Here is a 17,679-nt window from a genome sequence, read left to right on the forward strand (position 1 = left end):
ATGCGCATTCTCGTCACCGGAACGGAAGGCCAGGTCGCCCGCGCAATGCGGGAGCGGGGAGCTTTTCACGGCGTGGACGTGATCCCCGTCGGACGCCCCACCATCGACCTCGCTTCTCCCTCTGGCCTTGAAGACACGTTGATGGAGCTGGGCGGCGACGTGATCGTCAACGCCGCGGCTTACACCGCAGTCGATCAGGCAGAGACAGAAGCCGAGCTGGCACAAGCGATCAACGGCATCGGCGCGGGCGCGCTGGCGGGCGCCGCCGCCGCCATGAACATCCCCGTCATCCAGATCTCGACCGATTACGTGTTCGACGGCACGAAGGACGCGCCCTATCGCGAGGACGATCCCGTGAGCCCGCTCGGCGCTTACGGGCTGTCAAAGCTCATGGGCGAGGAAGCCGTGGCGGAGGAAACGCCGAACCATGTCATCCTGCGCACAGCGTGGGTCTACAGCCCCTTCGGCAAGAACTTCGTGAAGACAATGCTGCGGCTCGCGGAAGGCCGTGACGAAGTCGCGGTCGTCGGCGACCAGCGCGGCGCACCGACCAACGCGCTCGACATCGCCGACGGCATCATCGCCGTCGCGCGCAATCTCACCGCCTATCCCAAAGAGCGCGAGATGCGCGGCATCTTTCACATGACGGGCACGGGCACTGCCTCGTGGGCGCAATTCGCGGCGGCGATCTTCGAATGCTCCGCCGCGTTCGGCGGACCCACGGCACGCGTGCGGCCCATCACGACGACGGAATATCCGACACCGGCGAAACGCCCGGCCAATTCCGTGCTCGATTGCACGAAGATAGGCAGCATCCACGGCGTCACCCTGCCATCCTGGCGCATGTCTCTCGAGCCTTGCGTCAAACGTATTCTCGAAGAGGCTCGGGAGAGAGCATCATGAAGGGCATCATTCTCGCCGGAGGTTCCGGCACGCGGCTGCATCCGATGACCTATGTCACGTCGAAGCAGCTTCTGCCGATCTACGACAAGCCGATGATCTATTACCCGCTCACCACGCTGATGCTGGCGGGCGTGCGCGACATCCTCATCATCTCGACTCCCGCCGACCTGCCGAAGTTCCAGCAACTGCTTGGCACGGGCGAGCGCTGGGGCCTGCGGCTGTCTTACGCGGAACAGCCCAAGCCCGAAGGCCTCGCGCAGGCCTACATCATCGGCGCGGATTTCGTGCGCGGCGGTCCTTCCGTTCTCATTCTCGGCGACAACGTCTTCTTCGGTCACGGCCTGCCGGACCTGATGCGCGCAGCGCGCGGCGTCACAAACGGCGCGACGGTTTTCGCCTACCACGTCACCGATCCTGAACGTTACGGCGTCGTCGATTTCGATGGGAACGACACCGCGATCTCCATCGAGGAAAAGCCCGCGAAGCCCAGATCGAACTGGGCAGTGACGGGGCTTTATTTCTACGACGAGCAGGTGATCGACATCGCCGCCAACCTCAAGCCTTCAGCGCGCGGCGAGTTGGAAATTTCCGACGTGAACCGGGCCTATCTCGAGCGCGGCCAGCTGCAAGTGCAGCGCATGGGGCGCGGCTTCGCCTGGCTCGACACCGGAACGCCGGACAGCCTTGTCGAGGCGGCGGAATTCGTCCGCACTCTCGAAAAGCGGCAGGGCTTCCGCATCGCCTGCCCGGAGGAGATCGCCTTCACGCTGGGCTGGATCGACCGGAACCAGTTGATCGCGCTCGGAACGGAATTGGCCAAGAGCAGCTACGGCCAATACCTCCTCAAGGTCGCGGAAAACCGCTAGGGAAAGAGCTGGCGCGAGGGCCGGCGGAACCATCTTCCACGGATGGCTCAAAAAAGTGTTGTTCTTTTTATAGAACGACACTAAACAAGAATTTATGACCTCGTCCTCGCAATACCACCTTGAAACGCGCCTCGTTCATGATGGGACGCTCCGCACCCCGTTCGGCGAAACCTCCGAAGCGCTGTTTCTGACGCAGGGCTTCATCTACGACACGGCGGAGAGCGCCGAGTCCCGGTTCCGCAACGAAGAGCCCGGCTTCAGCTACACGCGCTATTCGAACCCCACCATCGCCATGTTCGAGGACCGCATGGCCTCGTTCGAAGGAGCGGAAGCGGCCAGAGCAACCGCCACCGGCATGGCGGCAGTGACGGCGGCGATGGTCAGCCAGGTTCAGGCGGGCGATCATGTGGTCGCCGCGCGCGCCCTGTTCGGTTCCTGCCGCTGGGTGGTCGAGGATTTCCTGCCGAAATTCGGCGTCACCTGCACGCTGGTCGACGGCACGAAGATCGAGGAATGGCGAAAGGCCGTGCGGCCTAACACGAAGGCCTTCCTGCTGGAATCGCCCTCCAATCCAAGCCTGGAGATCATCGACATCGCAGCCGTTGCCGAAGTGGCCCACGCCGCTGGCGCGACGCTCACCGTCGACAACGTGTTCGCGACCCCGCTTCTGCAAAAGCCCCTCGAACTCGGCGCGGATTGCGTCGTCTATTCGGCAACGAAGCACATCGACGGTCAGGGACGATGTCTGGGCGGCATCATCCTCTCGTCCACGAAATTCATCGAAGAGATCGTCCAGCCGTTCCTGCGGATGACGGGCCCCTCGATCTCCCCCTTCAACGCCTGGGTTCTCCTGAAGGGTTTAGAGACCCTCCCCTTGCGCGTTGAGCGCCAGACCGAGAACGCGGGCTTCCTCGCCGACGCCCTGACCGGTCACGCCAAGCTCAACCGCCTGACCTATCCCGGCCGCCCCGACCACCCGCAGGCAGACATCATCGCCCGCCAGATGCGCGGCGGCTCGACCATGATCGCCCTCGACGTGAAGGGCGGCAAGGAAGGCGCGTTCCGCTTCATGAACGCCCTCAAGCTGATCCGCATCTCCAACAACCTCGGCGACGCCAAAAGCCTCGTGACCCACCCCGCCACGACAACCCACCAACGCTTCGCCCCGGAACTACGCGCCGAAATGGGCATCCTCGACGGCCTTGTGCGGCTGTCGGTGGGACTGGAGCATCGGGAGGATTTGTTGCGGGATATTGAGACAGCGCTGGCGAAGGTTTGATTGGCAGGCGACAGCAAGGACAGAGCCACGACTCGCAGCGCGCCTCTTTAGCTTTGCGACAGAACGCCGGTGGCTAACCCTGTTGGCTAACCACTCTCCAAACCATTGATATGTGAAAAGCTTGGCGCTCCCTAGGGGACTCGAACCCCTGTTTTCGCCGTGAGAGGGCGACGTCCTAGACCGCTAGACGAAGGGAGCTAGCAAGAGGAAGGTGGCTCGTATAACGAGCTTGTCTGACGGCTTCAAGGCCTTTGCGAAAAAAAGCGACGCGGACAGGCAAAAAAGAGGTTTTTCTTTGAGCGGCGAGACACGGGAATGGATTGTCGAGGAGCATGCGGCGCCTGAGCGGCTGGACCGCGTGCTCGCGCATGCCTGGAGCGACCTCTCGCGCAGCCGCCTGCAGGCGCTGATCCGCGAGGGACACGCCCTTGTGGACGGGCAGATTGTCATCGATACCAGCCGCAAGGTCGCTGCAGGGGCGCATATCGCCCTGTCCGTGCCGCCGCCCGCGCCGGCCGAGCCTGTGGCTCAAGCCATGTCCCTCACCGTCGTTTACGAGGACGAGGACCTGATCGTCATCGACAAACCCGCCGGGCTCGTGGTGCATCCGGCGGCGGGGCATGAATCGGGCACGCTGGTCAACGCCCTCATCGCCCATTGCGGGGAAAGCCTTTCCGGCATCGGCGGCGTCAAGCGCCCCGGCATCGTGCACCGCCTCGACAAGGACACCTCCGGCCTTCTCGTCGTCGCCAAGAACGACAGGGCTCATCAGGGCCTGGCTGAGCAATTCGCCGATCACGGCCGCACGGGGCCACTGGAGCGCGCCTATCTCGCCCTCGTCTGGGGCACCCTTGAGCGCCAGCACGGCACGGTGGAGGCGGCGCTGGCGCGCAGCACGCACAACCGCGAGAAAATGGCGGTGGTGTCCGAAGAGCGCGGACGCTACGCGATCACGCATTACCGGATCGAGGAGCCGCTTCCGGCCTTGGCCCCCACCGCAACGCTCGTGCGCTGCGAGTTGGAGACGGGGCGCACGCACCAGATCCGTGTGCACATGGCGCATATCGGCCATCCGCTCCTCGGAGACCTTGTCTACGGCTCCGGCTTCAAGACGAAAGCCAATCGCCTTTCACAAGCGCAGCAGGACGCTCTCGCGGCCCTTGGCCGTCAGGCTCTCCATGCGACGGTGCTTGGTTTTGAACACCCGAGAACCGGGGAATTCCTGCAGTTTGAAAGCCCCCTCCCCGCCGACATGGCGGCCTTGCTCGAAGCCTTGCGCAAGGCCGGTTAGGCGGCACGGCGCCGCATCGGCATGGGGGGGGCGGGACCGGGAGCGCGCCATGCGCGTTGTCCTCGTTCACACGCTCGTGCAGCGGATGCCTCTATTCGGCCAAGGTCTCCGTGCTTATATAGGGAGATCGACGGTCGGCCATTTTTCAGGAGGCCGTCTCTCGGCTTGCCTCTCAGGAGGGAGCCCAAGGAGGATATAGAATATGGCTTCAGCGCTTCCCGTTCTCGCCAATGAAGGGGGCCTTTCGCGCTATCTCGACGAAATCCGTCGCTTCCCCATGCTCGAACCGCGTGAGGAATACATGCTCGCCAAAAGCTGGCGTGAGCATGGCGACCGTGAGGCGGCGCACAAGCTCGTCACATCCCATTTGCGCCTCGTCGCGAAAATCGCGATGGGCTATCGCGGCTACGGCCTCCCCATCGGGGAAGTGGTCTCGGAGGGCAATGTCGGCCTCATGCAGGCCGTCAAGCGCTTCGAACCCGAGAAAGGCTTCCGCCTTGCCACTTATGCGATGTGGTGGATCAAGGCCGCGATTCAAGAGTACATTCTGCGGTCCTGGTCCCTCGTCAAAATGGGCACCACGGCCAACCAGAAAAAACTGTTTTTCAATCTCCGCAAGGCGAAGAGCCGCATCTCGGCCTTCGAGGACGGCGACCTGCGCCCCGATCAGGTGGAGCAGATCGCGACCCAGCTCGGCGTGAACGAGCAGGACGTGGTGGAGATGAACCGCCGCCTCGGCGGCGACACCTCGCTCAACGCGCCCCTGCGCGAGGAAGGCGAAGGCGAGTGGCAGGATTGGCTTGTCGATGACAGCGCCAGCCAGGAGCAATTGCTCGTGGCCGAGGAGGAAGGCCAGAACCGCCTCTCCGCTCTGCGCAACGCGCTGTCCGTGCTCAACCCGCGCGAACGGCGCATCTTCGAGGCGCGCCGCCTCGCGGAAGATCCGATGACGCTCGAGGACCTTTCCACCGAATTTGGCGTCTCGCGCGAGCGCGTGCGCCAGATCGAGGTGCGCGCCTTCGAGAAGGTGCAGGAAGCCGTGAAGAAAAACCTCGCCCGGATCGAGAGCACGGCTGAGGCCTAAAGCTTTCTGACGACAGACCAAACGACATTAAAAAAGCCGCGGCATCGACCGCGGCTTTTTCGTAAAAGCATGACGCCTGCTGATCAGGCTACTGCCACTGGCGGAAGGCGTTGTTGACCACCTGCTCGCCGGAAGCGCCCTTCTCGAAGCTCAGGATCGCACGCTGGCCCGAGGCCATGCGCACCGGCAGATCGATCCAGTTGCGGTGGATGAACATTTCCACATTGCGCTCGATGTCCCCGGAGAGGTTCGAGAGGCCGATGAGGAAGATGTTTTCGCGCACGGGCACGGGCAGACCAGCGAGAGGCGTGCCGCGCGCGGCTTCCTCGTTCTTGAACTGGAGCAGGCCGATATCGCGGATGACCCGGCTGGTGTCTCCGGCGCGGGTCGTGAACAACAGCTCGACCGTATGCGATGCCGGCAGCGTCGCATCGGTGTTGCGGCGGATCGTCATGTTCAGGTTGATGCCGGCGTCCGGGATCTCGATGGCGGCGCGAACCGCGGTTTCAAGCGGCTGGCCCTGCCCTCCGCTGACATTCTCAAGACGCCAGACCACCTTGCCGACCTGCGCCTTCGGCGTCTGCGGGTTGGAGGGATCCTCCTCGTAGAACACCGCGCGCTGGGCCACCCCAAGATCGGGCTTGGGCTGGCTGGCCTGAACGGGAGTCGACTGGCCGCCGACACGCTCGTTGAACTTGCCGGCCTCCTGAGCGGGACGCTGCGCGGGCGTCTCGGCCACCGGAGGCTGAGCGGGCAGGCTTTCAGGCGTATCGCGCAGGACCCAGGCCGCCACCGCAATCGCCACGATGACAAGGGCAATGACGGCGCCGAGCACGATTGTGCGGGTGTTCCCACTGGAGCTGGCCAGAGCCGAGCGGCTATCGACACGGGGACGAGCCACGGCAATGGGCTCTTCCGGCGGGGGCGCAAGCTCCTCATCGAGCGGCACGGGCTCGAAGGCGCTCTGCGAGGAAAGAGCCTTGCTCTCAAAATCCCCGAGCCCCGCAAAATCCGGCTCGGGAGCCGGCGGCGGCGGCGGGGCGTAGGACGCCTCGATCCGGGCAATCGCATCATCCAGAGACACGCTCTCGGCCTCGATATCCGCCTCGGAGAGAGGCGGATCGAGAGAGCGCAATTGGCCAAGCAGAGCCGTCCGCGCGCGCTCGTAAACGGCGCGGCGCATTTCGGGCGAACGGTCGGCCAGGCCTTCGACGGCCCGGGCAATCAGTGGGTAATAATCAGCCATTGTTTCTTGGGATGACCCGGAGAGGCCCCCGCCGTCAACCCTCAAACGGGTTCCTGACGAGGATTGTGTCCTCTCTTTCAGGCGATGTGGACAAGACTGAGACGGGCGCGCCGATCAATTCCTCGATCCGCCGGACATACTTGATTGCCTGCGCCGGAAGCTCGGCCCAGGAGCGCGCCCCCGCGGTCGAACCGCTCCAGCCTTCCATTTCCTCATAGATCGGCTCGACTTTGGCCTGCGCGCCCTGGCTCGCCGGGAAATAATCGAGGGTTTCACCGTCGAGCCGGTAGCCGACGCCGATCTTGATCGTCTTGAAGCCGTCGAGAATGTCGAGCTTGGTCAGGGCGATGCCGTCGATGCCCGAGGTCCGGACAGTTTGCCGCACGAGCGTGGCGTCGAACCAGCCGCAGCGACGCTTGCGGCCCGTGACGACGCCGAACTCCTTGCCCTTCTGGCCGATCAGCTCGCCGGTTTCGTCAAACAGCTCCGTCGGGAAGGGGCCCTCGCCGACGCGGGTGGTGTAGGCCTTGGCGATGCCGAGCACATAGCCCACCGCGCCCGGGCCAAGGCCCGAACCCGTCGCCGCCTGTCCGGCCACGGTGTTGGAGGACGTGACGAAGGGATAGGTGCCGTGATCCACATCGAGCAACGCGCCCTGCGCGCCCTCGAAGAGAATGCGCTTGCCGGCGCGGCGCTCTTCATCGAGCAGGCGCCACACGGCATCCATGTAAGGCAGCACCTTCGGCGCGACGGAGGCGAGCTCGTCGTAGATCTCCTTCGCCTTGAATTCCTCGAGGCCAAAGCCGCGACGAAGGGCGTTGTGGTGCGTGAGCAGACGCTCGATCTTGTCGGGCAGCGACGAGAGATCGGCGAGATCCATGAGGCGGATGGCGCGGCGGCCAGCCTTGTCCTCGTAAGCGGGGCCGATGCCGCGCTTGGTGGTGCCGATCTTGGTGCCGGCCGCACCGCTCTCGCGCAAGGCGTCGAGTTCGCGATGGATCGAGAGGATGAGCGCGGCGTTCTCGGCCACGCGCAGGTTGTCGCGGGTGATGGAAACGCCCTGCTCCTTCAGGCGATCGACCTCGGTCGCGAGCGCATGAGGGTCGAGAACGACGCCGTTGCCGATGACGGAGAGCTTGCCGGGGCGCACGACGCCGGAAGGCAGGAGCGAGAGCTTGTAGACCGCGCCGTTGATGACGAGGGTATGGCCCGCATTGTGCCCGCCCTGGAACCGCACGACCGTATCCGCCTGTTCGGACAACCAATCGACGATCTTGCCCTTGCCCTCGTCGCCCCACTGGGCGCCTACGACAACCACATTCGCCATCGTTCAAAGCCTCACAATAAAAAACCCCGGCGCAAGGCCAGGGTTGGGATTGGGGTTAAAAACCTTGCAAAGTCTCTTGGTCGATCACGGGCGCGAGGTCAAGCCGGAATGCGCCTCGATCCCGCGATCCTGTGACCCGGGCGGCCGAACCACGCTTCTTTCATGCCGATATGCAAAAGAAAGCCAGGCAACAGTTTTCCGGGGAGCTCCCTCAGATCACGATGAAGTCTGCAGCTGTCAGGTTGAGGTTTGCCTTCACTTTGGCGAACTCGATGGCCTTCTTGGATCCCGAGCCATCCGGATCATACGACAAGATGCCCTTCTCCTTGTCGTAGACGATATAGTCGTTCCGATCCTTGGCCTTGTCGCCGATGGTGAAGTACGCCTTGTCCAGCTTGCCTGTCTTCTTCAGCTTGGTGAAGATCGCGTTCTCCAGGTGGATCTTGTCTTCCCGCGGCTTGAAGTCACTGATCGTGTCAAAATTCACCTTACGGTCCGTTTTGTGCGTACCGAGTTTCGATGCGAAGACGAATACGTCCTTGCCCTTGCCGCCGATGAGCACGTCGTTGCCGTAGCCGCCAGAAAGCGTGTCCTTGCCGAGCCCGCCATCGAGCCGGTCCTTGCCGTCCGCACCGGTGATCGCATTGGCCGCCGCATTGCCGGTGAGGCGAAGCGCGCCGGAGCCGGAGCCGATGAGGTTTTCCAACTCGGCACTGAGTGCATAGCTAATGGAGGAAACGACCGTGTCGGTGCCGCCACCGGCGAGTTCGGTGATCTGATCGGCTGGGGCGTCGACGTGGTAAGTATCGTTGCCGAGCCCTCCGATCATCGCGTCGATGCCGGCACCGCCATTAAGAACGTCATCGCCAGCCTCGCCCACGAGCTTGTCGTTACCGTCAGCACCGTTCATGGTGTCATTGAAAGCGGTGCCATAGTACTCGTCGTTCCTGCTGGTGCCGGGAAGCGAGATCGCAGCCGTACGGCCATCTACGATCTGACCATATAAATTGATATCATTCTCACTATCGACCGAAGCCGACGTCACAACAACACGGCCATCGGCCAAGGTCGAAATGTTAATGAGCTCAGAGATTTCAAAAGGAATTTGACTGACCTTCGTATCGGTACTGGTTTTGTTGCCATTGGCATCAAAGAAAGACACCCCGACATCGTATATGCTGCCACTTGAGGGGTCGGTCATCGTCGACCAAAATGCGACAGCAAATCCGCCAGTTGGCAGTGGCGCTACGCTGTAAATGCCTTGATAGGAGGCATCGGAGCCCTTTACGCTGAACTCCCCGCCAGATTTGGTTCCATCGGCATTGTAGATCTGCGCACGGTTAGAACTAATGAGATCAGGCGATCCCTCGTCAGGTAAAAGAGAATACCAGATAACGATGAAGCGGCCATCGGAGAGCTTCGTCGTTATCGGCGCGAGAGATCGGATCCCTGGGCTGGAAACAAGAAACTCTGCTGATGCATCACGCCCATCGGTGTAAATGGTTCTACCTAGAACTCTATCGAACCCACTATTATGGGACTGATAAAATACCGTGTACCCATTCTCTGATGCAATCACTGCTGGGTTAGTTTGGGTACCCGTCGTTTCTAAATTGACTAGAACTTCTGCTCCAGAATGGATGCCTTGAGCATCGAAAACTTGGGCTCTAATACCATCGCTCTGGAAGCCGATGACGAAACCACCATTGGCTAGAGCGGCAATCGACGGATTCCGTTGTACGCCATCCTGCTTGGTACTGTTGACCAGAAAATCTGCATCGCCATTTGCTGCTCCGGTCCGATTGAAGGCAGTTCCATCAGCGTTGAAAATACGAGCACGAATTCCTGGACCAGATTCACCGTCCATTTTACTATAATCTGTCCAAGCCACCACGAAGCGTCCATCGCTGAGTACCGCGATGTCCGGTTCAACTTGGCCATCCTCAATAGTAGTGTTGACAACAAACTCGCCGCCTCTTTTGCTGCCGTTAGCATTGAATAGCTGGCCGCGAATGGAGTATCCCGACGTATCCGCGCCTGTCCCACTTCTAGCAGTCCAAACGGCAATGAAAGAGCCATCGGCCAGGGCTACGGTTTTCATTTCATCTTGATTGCCTGTCGCCGTACTAATCTCGAACGGATTGCCCCAAGGTGCCGGTGTGGTCATAGTCTTCCCTTGCGTAAGGTTTATTGCTGAATCTTAACAATATAACGTAAAATCCATAACCGGCCGGGGACGGCATGACAAGTTTCCTTGGCCCTTCTGAAGCAGGCTTTGCCATCGCCGGCTGGATATCCCTGAAGAGCGAGCGGAAATATCTTCACGGGCCTTGTGGTCGGCGAGGGTGAACAATCCAGAGGCGCGAGGAGAGGTCCAGCTCGATGCTATGGCGCGAGGTCAAGCCGGAATGCGCCTCGATCCCGCGATCCTGTGACCCGGGCGAGAATGTGATTCAGGAAGTCGGCCGCGGAACCCTGCTTTCATGAGCAAGCCATAGCGGCAACAGCTTTCCCGGAGCCCCCTCAGATCACGATGAAGTCTGCAGTTGTCAGGTTGAGGTTTGCCTTCACTTTGGCGAACTCGATGGCCTTCTTGGATCCCGAGCCATCCGGATCATACGACAAGATGCCCTTCTCTTTGTCGTAAACGATATAGTCGTTCCGATCCGTGGCCTTGTCGCCGATGGTGAAGTACGCCTTGTCCAGCTTGCCCGTCTTCTTCAGCTTGGTGAAGATCGCGTTCTCCAGGTGGATCTTGTCTTCCCGCGGCTTGAAGTCACTGATCGTGTCGAAATTCACCTTGCGGTCCGTTTTGTGCGTGCCGAGTTTCGATGCGAAGACGAATACATCCTTGCCCTTGCCGCCGATGAGCACGTCGTTGCCGTAGCCTCCGCTCAGCGTATCGTTGCCAAGCCCGCCGTCGAGCCTGTCGCGGCCCTCGCCTCCGACGAACCTGTCATTGCCGCCAAGGCCGTAGAAGGTATCCGCTCCAGCGCCTCCCCACAGCACATCGTTACCGTTGCTGCCAGTGATCTTCTCCGGAGACAGGTCCGTCACGTCGATCGTGAAGGTCTTCTCCTCGCTCAAGCCGTCCCGGTCCGTCACGCGCACCTTGATGGTGTGAGACATAGCCTGTTCGTAATCGAGCCTCAGCCCATCGGCGACGACGACCTTGTCTCCCTGGAGGGAGAAACGGCCTCCGGCATCGTCGATCAGAACATACGTGAGCGTATCGCCCGCGATCGCATCCGTGTTCTTGGCGGACATCGTACCGGCGAGAGTGCCGTTAGCAGCAGCTTCCACGACTGCCGCCGCGCTCAAGGCGAGATCGCTCGGTGCTTCGTTCATCTTGAAGCGCTGCTGATAGATCTCCCTGACGCCGGACTGATCGGACTGCCACGCGACGACCCAGCTCCCATCGCTCAGGGCCGTAACGACGGGCCAAATCTCATTGCCGGATGTATCGGTATTGACCAGCATTTCCGCGTCGGATGCCGCCCGTCCGAACTTGTCGAACGCCTTCTGATAGATGCCGTAACCGTGCGCATCGCTCGCGGACCAGGTGACAACCCACCCGCCATCCGCCAAGTCCGTAACGTTTTGTACGAAGGAAGCGCCGCCTCCAGAGACGACTGTCTCGACATCGGCAGCCTCACCGTCCTTGTCGAAGCGCATCTGGCGAATGCCGCCATTGTCGTTCCAGGTGACGATCCAACCGCCATCGCTCAAGCCGGTTATGCTTGGTAATTGCCCAGAGGCGGAGATGACGACATCATCGGAGACGGGTTTGCCATCCGCATCGAAACGTCTTTGGTAAATGGCAGAAACATCCTGCCAGGTGACAACCCAGCCGCCGTCGGCGAGAGCCGCGACCTGTTGATTGCCTTGCATTCCAAGCGTCTTCTGCGTGATGAGTCGGTCTCCGTCCAGAGGCGTGCCTTTGCTGTCGAAAACTCGTTGATAAATGTCCAAATCTCCGCCCGAACTGCGGGAATCCCATGTGACGACCCAGCCGCCATTCGGAAGCATGCAGACCTCAGGTTCATTGACAGACCCGGTTCCCGTGTTGACGCGGATCGCGCCGGTGACGGGTTTTCCGCCGTCATCGAAGCGCTTTTGAAAGATCCCGGTGCCGTCAGCCCAAAAAGCGACCCATCCGCCATCCGGCAATGCCACAAGAGACGGGCTGATGCCGTATTCGCCGTCTTCAAGCACGGTTATGGGGCCGCCGACCGGCTGGCCATCCTGACCGTATCTCTGGCTGAGAACATCTTCACCGCCTGCAATCTCTCGACGCCAGACGAGCAGCCAGCCGCCATCCGCCAAGGCGGTGATGGCCGGTCTGTATTCACCCCCTGTGCCGCCGAGCGGGGAAACCATCGTCTCCACACCAACCCTGTAGACATTTGCGCTCATCACCCGCTCCCCGCCTGAATATATACTTAGTAACGTGCGGCGAGCCGATTTTAAACCGGCCTGGAGCGGCCGATGATACGGGGATCAAGACGAGGTTTGCCCGCTTCGCCTCGCCCACGGATTCGATGCGTCAAAGGGCAAGCGGGATTGTCCTCGGCGCCGTGCGGCGCCCGAGGGTGAGCCGGGTGCGAAGAGCCCCGCTTAAGCCCGGCCCTTGACGCTTTTTTCTGGCTTCACCCGGTTTTCGATGAAGTTGCGGATCTCCCGGGTGCGGCGCTCCGGCAGAAGCACCTCCTCGTCGAGCCCGTGCCGCCAGGAGAGATCGAGCCGCGACGGCTCGGCATGCAGGGCCTTGAGCTCGGCGACGTAAGAATGCGCTTCCGCCTCATCCCGGCAGAAGCCTTCATCGATCAGGATCCGGGTGCGGCGGCCGAGAATGACCGCGAGTTCGCCGATGCTGAATTCCGGGTGATACTGCACGCCCCAGAAGGTGCCGCCGTTCATGGTGATTTCCGCCGCCTGCACCTGCGAGACCGCGTTGGTCGAAAGAACGGTGGTCTCGCCGGGCGGGGTCGTCACCATGTCGAGGTGGATCGCGGGAGCATCATAAGAAGCCGGACGACCAGCAAGCAGCGGATGGCTGCGCCCCGCCTCGGTCGGCGTCAGGCGGCGGGCAAAGCCGATTTCGCGTCCCACCGGATTTTTCTGCACGTCGCCCCCGGCGGCAACCGCGGCGACCTGCAGGCCCCAGCAGGAACCGAAGGAGGGCGTGCGCGAGGCATAGACCGCGCGCATCAGGTCGATCTGGCGCAGAATATCGGGGGTGGCGTCGTAGATGTTGAGGTGCGAACCCGTCAGCACGATGCCGTCATAGGATTCGAGCCCCGACGCATCGGGAAGGTTCGCGCCCTCGTCAGCCGGAAAGGCGAGATCGCAGACGATGTCGGCTTCGACATCCTGCAACACGGCAGCATAGGATTCCGAAGGCATGAGTCCATACGCATCCTTGTGGGCCTGCCTTGCACCACGCGTATTGCCCTCGATAACAAGAAACCGTAAGGCCATGAACCCTTCGATGCCTCCATTTTGGGCATCGGTTTACCCGAACGGCGCGCGGGTGCAAGAGCGCTGAGGTTCTAAGGCCCATGTCTATGCTGCGCGCGCTCTGGCAATGGTTCAACGGCCAAGCGTATCTGTTGCTTGCCACCACCACCCTGTTCTGGGGTGGCAACGGCGTCGCCGGGCGTCTCGCGGTCGGCGAAATTTCGCCGATGGTCCTCGTCGCGCTGCGCTGGATAATCGTCGTCGCGATCATGCTGCCGCTGGTGGGCCGCCAGGTGACTGAGGCCTGGCCGAAGCTGAAAGCGAAGGGTTGGCTGATCGTCGCGATGGGCACATGCGGCTTCACCGCTTTCAACGCCCTGTTCTACGGCGCAGCGCATTACACGAGCGCGGTCAATCTCACGATCTTTCAGGGCGCAATTCCGGTTCTCGTGCTGATCGGCGCGGTGCTCTTCTTCCGCAGCCGTGTCGGCCCGCTCCAGATTCTCGGCATGGCCGTCACGATCGTCGGCGTCATTGTTGTGTCCGTTCGCGGCGATCTTGCCGTGCTGCGCGCGCTCGGCATCAATTTCGGCGACGGGCTGATGCTGATCGCCTGCGTGTTCTATGCCGGCTACACCCTCGGCCTGCGCCAGCGCCCCGCCGTGCCGGGGCTCGTGTTCTTCGCCGGCCTTGCCATTGTCGCGTTTCTCACGTCGCTGCCGCTCGTGGCGGCGGAAATAGCCAGCGGAAAGGCACAATGGCCGACGCTGACCGGATGGGCCGTGCTGCTCTATGTGGCGCTGTTCCCCTCACTCCTTTCGCAGATCTTCTTCATTCGCGGCGTCGAACTCATCGGCCCGGCGCGGGCGGGATTGTTCGTCAATCTCGTGCCGGTCTTCGGCGCGCTTCTCGCGGTCGTCCTGCTCGGCGAACCCTTTGCGATCTATCACGCCATCGGCCTCGTCATGGTGCTCGGCGGTATCTGGCTGGCGGAACGGCGCGCGTAACAAGGCGCATGGAAAAAGCCCTGCCACGGGAGTGACAGGGCTTTCGCATTTTCTCTCAAAGAGCGGCGTTTCAGAACCGCACAGCGCGGGCGCGCTTGACCTGCGGGATCTCTTCGATCTTGCGCAGGAGCTCATCCGTCACCGGCTGATCAACGGAAACGAAGCAGATCGCGTCCCCACCCGGCTTGTCGCGGCCGAGCGCGAAGGTCGCGACGTTGACGCCGGACGTACCGAGGAGCGTGCCGAAATTGCCGATGAAGCCCGGCTTGTCGGCGTTACGCACGTAGATCATGTGCGGCGCGAATTCGGCATCGACCGCGATGTCGCGAATTTCCGTGACGCGCGGCTTGCCGTCCTGGAACACGGTGCCGCCCGCATGGCGCGCGTAATCTTCCGCCTCGACGATGACGCGGATGAAGCTTTCATAATCACGCGCGCCGCTCTCGCGCTTGACCTCTTCCACCGTGATGCCGCGCTCGCGGGCGATGACGGGAGCCGACACCATGTTGATGTCCTGCAGGAAGGGGCGTAGCGCGCCGGTGACGGCGGCGGAGGTGAGCGCACGGGTGTTCATCTCGGCCACATCGCCTTCGTATTCGATGCGGATGCCCTTGATCGGCGCTTCCGTGAGCTGGCCGAGGAACGAGCCGAGCTTTTCGGCGAGCGTGACGAACGGCTTCAGGCGCGGCGCTTCTTCCGCCGAGATCGAAGGGAAGTTCACCGCGTTCTGGATCGCGCCCTGCAAAAGGTAATCCGACATCTGCTCGGCGACCTGCAAAGCCACGTTCTCCTGCGCTTCCGTCGTGGCCGCGCCGAGATGCGGCGTGCAGACCACGTTCGGATGGCCGAAGAGCGGGTTCTCCGTCGCGGGCTCCACCGTGAACACATCGAAGGCCGCACCGGCGACATGGCCGGAATCGAGCGCCGCGCGCAAGGCGGCTTCATCGACAAGGCCACCGCGCGCGCAGTTGATGATGCGCACGCCCTTCCTCGTCTTGGCGATGTTTTCCGCCGAGAGAATGTTCTTCGTCTTCTCCGTCAGCGGCACGTGCAGCGTGATGATATCGGCGCGGCGCAGAAGATCCTCGAGCTCGACCTTTTCCACGCCGAGTTCAATCGCGCGCTCGGGCGACAGGAAGGGATCGTAAGCGATGACCTTCATGCGAAGGCCGATGCCGCGATCGGCGACGATGGAGCCGATATTGCCACAACCGATGACGCCGAGAACCTTAGCCGTCAGTTCGACACCCATGAAGCGGTTCTTCTCCCACTTGCCGGCTTGCGTCGAAGCATCGGCCTGCGGGATCTGGCGCGCGAGGGCGAACATCATCGCAATCGCATGTTCGGCGGTGGTGATCGAATTGCCGAACGGCGTGTTCATCACAATCACGCCCTTCGCCGTGGCGGCGGGGATCTCGACATTGTCGACGCCGATGCCGGCGCGGCCGATCACCTTGAGGTTTTTGGCCTGCTCGAGAATCTTCGCCGTCACCTTCGTGGCGGAGCGGATGGCAAGGCCATCATAGTTGCCGATGATGGCAGCGAGCTTGTCCTTGTCCTTGCCGAGATCCGGCTGGAAATCGACCTCGACGCCGCGATCCTTGAAGATCTGCACGGCGGCGGGCGAAAGAGCATCCGAAATGAGAACGCGAGGTTTGGTCATGGGGCACCTTGTGATCTCCCTCTTCCCTCTGCTGGAGAGAAGCCTCGCGCAGCGAGGTCGGGAGTGGGGCTGAAAATCGTTGGAGTGCGATGAAAGGGGCGGCGTCGTATTCGAGAGCGCCCCTCTCGCGGTCGGCCTTCGCCGATCAGCCTCTCCCGCGATGGGGAGAGGGCTTTAATCACGCCGCTTTCGCGAGCTTCGCCTTTTCCTGCGCGAAGGCCCAATCGAGCCAGGGCGTCAGGGCTTGAAGGTCGGAGGTCTCGACGGTCGCACCGCACCAGATGCGAAGGCCGGGAGGCGCATCGCGATACGCGCCGATGTCGAGGGCGACGCCTTCCTTGTCGAGCGCGGCGGTGATGCCCTTGGCGACCTGCGCCACGGCTTCCGGGCCCTTGGCGACAACCTCGGAATCGGACACCACGAGACAGACGCTGGTGTTGGAAGCGTTCGCCGCATCCTTCGCGAGATTGGCGATCCACGGGGTCTTCGCGACCCAGTCGAGAACGACCTTCGCGTTGGCGTCGGCCTTTGCGCGCAGGCCTTTAAGACCGCCGATGGACTTCGCCCATTCGAGCGCGTCGATATAATCCTCAACCGCCAGCATGGACGGCGTGTTGATGGTCTCGCCTTCGAAGATGCCTTCGATGAGCTTGCCGCCCTTGGTCATGCGGAAGATCTTCGGCAGCGGCCAGGCGGGCTTGTAAGTCTCGAGACGCTCCACCGCGCGGGGCGAGAGAATGAGCATGCCGTGAGCCGCCTCACCGCCGAGCACTTTCTGCCAGGAGAAGGTGACGACATCGAGCTTGGCGAAATCGAGGTTCTGCGCGAAGGCCGCCGAGGTGGCATCGCAAATCGTCAGGCCTTCACGGTCGGCCGCGATCCAGTCCGCATTGGGAACGCGCACGCCGGAGGTCGTGCCGTTCCAGGTGAAGACGACGTCGCGGGTCTTGGTGTCCACCTTCGCAAGATCCGGGAGTTCGCCATAAGGAGCCGTGATGACGCGGGCATCGTCGAGCTTGAGCTGCTTGACGACATCGGTGACCCATCCTTCACCGAAGCTCTCCCAGGCCAGCATTTCCACCGGGCGTACGCCGAGCAGCGACCACAGCACCATTTCAACCGCGCCAGTATCGGAGGCGGGCACGATGCCGATACGGTAATCGGCCGGCACCTCCAGCACCTCGCGGGTGAGGTCGATGGCGAGCTTCAGGCGCTCCTTACCGAGCTTGGCGCGATGCGAACGGCCAAGGCTTTCGGTCTTGAGATTTTGCAGGGTCCATCCGGGGCGCTTCGCGCAGGGGCCGGACGAGAAAAAGGGCGCGCGAGGGCGCGCGACAGGCATATTCGTCATGTGATCCATCCTTACAGATGGGCGCCTCTCGGTGGGGAGAGGTGTCCCGCTGATGGGTATGACGGAGCGGCAATCGCGGGTCAAGGAAAATTGCGTCCGCGAGCAAGATTACGAAATCGTAATACAAAAGCTCGTGTGTTCTTGATTATAGGCCATAAAGGTTGGCACGAGTTGTGCTAGCAACTTTCCGAAATTTCGGATC

At 62.0% G+C, this 17,679-nt stretch carries 13 protein-coding genes and 1 tRNA gene; 6 read left to right on the forward strand and 8 right to left on the reverse strand.

The window, feature by feature from the left end; translation table 11 throughout:
* The 3 genes from rfbD to DQW91_RS11840 all read left to right on the forward strand — a co-directional run bounded on the left by rfbD (nt 1) and on the right by DQW91_RS11840 (nt 3,048).
* Complete coding sequence (gene rfbD / locus DQW91_RS11830; RefSeq protein WP_112663836.1) at nt 1-903, forward strand: dTDP-4-dehydrorhamnose reductase; 903 nt, start codon at nt 1-3, stop codon at nt 901-903.
* Nucleotides 900-1,769 (forward strand): glucose-1-phosphate thymidylyltransferase RfbA, encoded by an 870-nt coding sequence (gene rfbA, locus DQW91_RS11835; protein WP_112663837.1) that lies wholly within the window; start codon nt 900-902, stop codon nt 1,767-1,769. Before rfbD ends, rfbA begins: the two co-directional genes overlap by 4 nt.
* A gap of 94 nt (nt 1,770-1,863) precedes the next feature.
* A complete protein-coding gene (locus DQW91_RS11840) occupies nt 1,864-3,048 on the forward strand; it encodes an O-succinylhomoserine sulfhydrylase (RefSeq protein ID WP_112663838.1) in 1,185 nt (394 codons plus the stop codon).
* Between the two features lie 122 nt (nt 3,049-3,170).
* Here DQW91_RS11840 and DQW91_RS11845 read toward each other — a convergent pair.
* Nucleotides 3,171-3,246: transfer RNA gene (locus tag DQW91_RS11845), tRNA-Glu, on the reverse strand.
* A 97-nt stretch (nt 3,247-3,343) separates the two neighbouring features.
* On the opposite strand from DQW91_RS11845, the gene DQW91_RS11850 reads away from it, so the two are divergent.
* Complete coding sequence (locus DQW91_RS11850; protein WP_112663930.1) at nt 3,344-4,339, forward strand: RluA family pseudouridine synthase; 996 nt, start codon at nt 3,344-3,346, stop codon at nt 4,337-4,339.
* A gap of 202 nt (nt 4,340-4,541) precedes the next feature.
* Nucleotides 4,542-5,423, forward strand: coding sequence for an RNA polymerase sigma factor RpoH (gene rpoH / locus DQW91_RS11855; RefSeq protein WP_112663839.1), 882 nt, complete (start codon nt 4,542-4,544; stop codon nt 5,421-5,423).
* 88 nt (nt 5,424-5,511) lie between these two features.
* On the opposite strand, the gene DQW91_RS11860 is transcribed toward rpoH, so the two are convergent.
* The 5 genes from DQW91_RS11860 to DQW91_RS11880 form a co-directional block, all read right to left on the reverse strand.
* Nucleotides 5,512-6,669, reverse strand: a complete 1,158-nt coding sequence (locus DQW91_RS11860) for a histidine kinase (RefSeq protein ID WP_112663840.1) — start codon at nt 6,667-6,669, stop codon at nt 5,512-5,514.
* A gap of 34 nt (nt 6,670-6,703) precedes the next feature.
* Nucleotides 6,704-7,996, reverse strand: coding sequence for an adenylosuccinate synthase (locus tag DQW91_RS11865; RefSeq protein WP_112663841.1), 1,293 nt, complete (start codon nt 7,994-7,996; stop codon nt 6,704-6,706).
* 211 nt (nt 7,997-8,207) lie between these two features.
* Nucleotides 8,208-10,163, reverse strand: coding sequence for a calcium-binding protein (locus DQW91_RS11870; RefSeq protein ID WP_112663842.1), 1,956 nt, complete (start codon nt 10,161-10,163; stop codon nt 8,208-8,210).
* A 356-nt stretch (nt 10,164-10,519) separates the two neighbouring features.
* Entirely contained in the window at nt 10,520-12,412 is a 1,893-nt protein-coding gene (locus DQW91_RS17230; protein WP_112663843.1) for a calcium-binding protein, read from the reverse strand.
* A gap of 201 nt (nt 12,413-12,613) precedes the next feature.
* The gene (locus tag DQW91_RS11880; protein WP_245411004.1) at nt 12,614-13,402 is read right to left on the reverse strand and encodes a type 1 glutamine amidotransferase; all 789 of its coding nucleotides are present in this window, start codon (nt 13,400-13,402) and stop codon (nt 12,614-12,616) included.
* Nucleotides 13,403-13,557: 155 nt separating this feature from the next.
* Between DQW91_RS11880 and DQW91_RS11885 the strand changes: the two genes are divergently transcribed.
* Complete coding sequence (locus DQW91_RS11885) at nt 13,558-14,463, forward strand: DMT family transporter (protein ID WP_112663845.1); 906 nt, start codon at nt 13,558-13,560, stop codon at nt 14,461-14,463.
* A 70-nt stretch (nt 14,464-14,533) separates the two neighbouring features.
* Here DQW91_RS11885 and serA read toward each other — a convergent pair whose 3' ends face one another.
* Together serA and DQW91_RS11895 are read right to left on the reverse strand one after the other, a co-directional pair.
* Complete coding sequence (serA, locus tag DQW91_RS11890) at nt 14,534-16,126, reverse strand: phosphoglycerate dehydrogenase (RefSeq protein WP_112663846.1); 1,593 nt, start codon at nt 16,124-16,126, stop codon at nt 14,534-14,536.
* A gap of 178 nt (nt 16,127-16,304) precedes the next feature.
* Nucleotides 16,305-17,477, reverse strand: coding sequence for a phosphoserine transaminase (locus DQW91_RS11895; RefSeq protein WP_112663931.1), 1,173 nt, complete (start codon nt 17,475-17,477; stop codon nt 16,305-16,307).
* Nucleotides 17,478-17,679 lie beyond the last annotated feature (202 nt).

The sequence above is a fragment of the Microvirga flavescens genome, from assembly GCF_003290125.1.
Taxonomy (GTDB): domain Bacteria; phylum Pseudomonadota; class Alphaproteobacteria; order Rhizobiales; family Beijerinckiaceae; genus Microvirga; species Microvirga flavescens.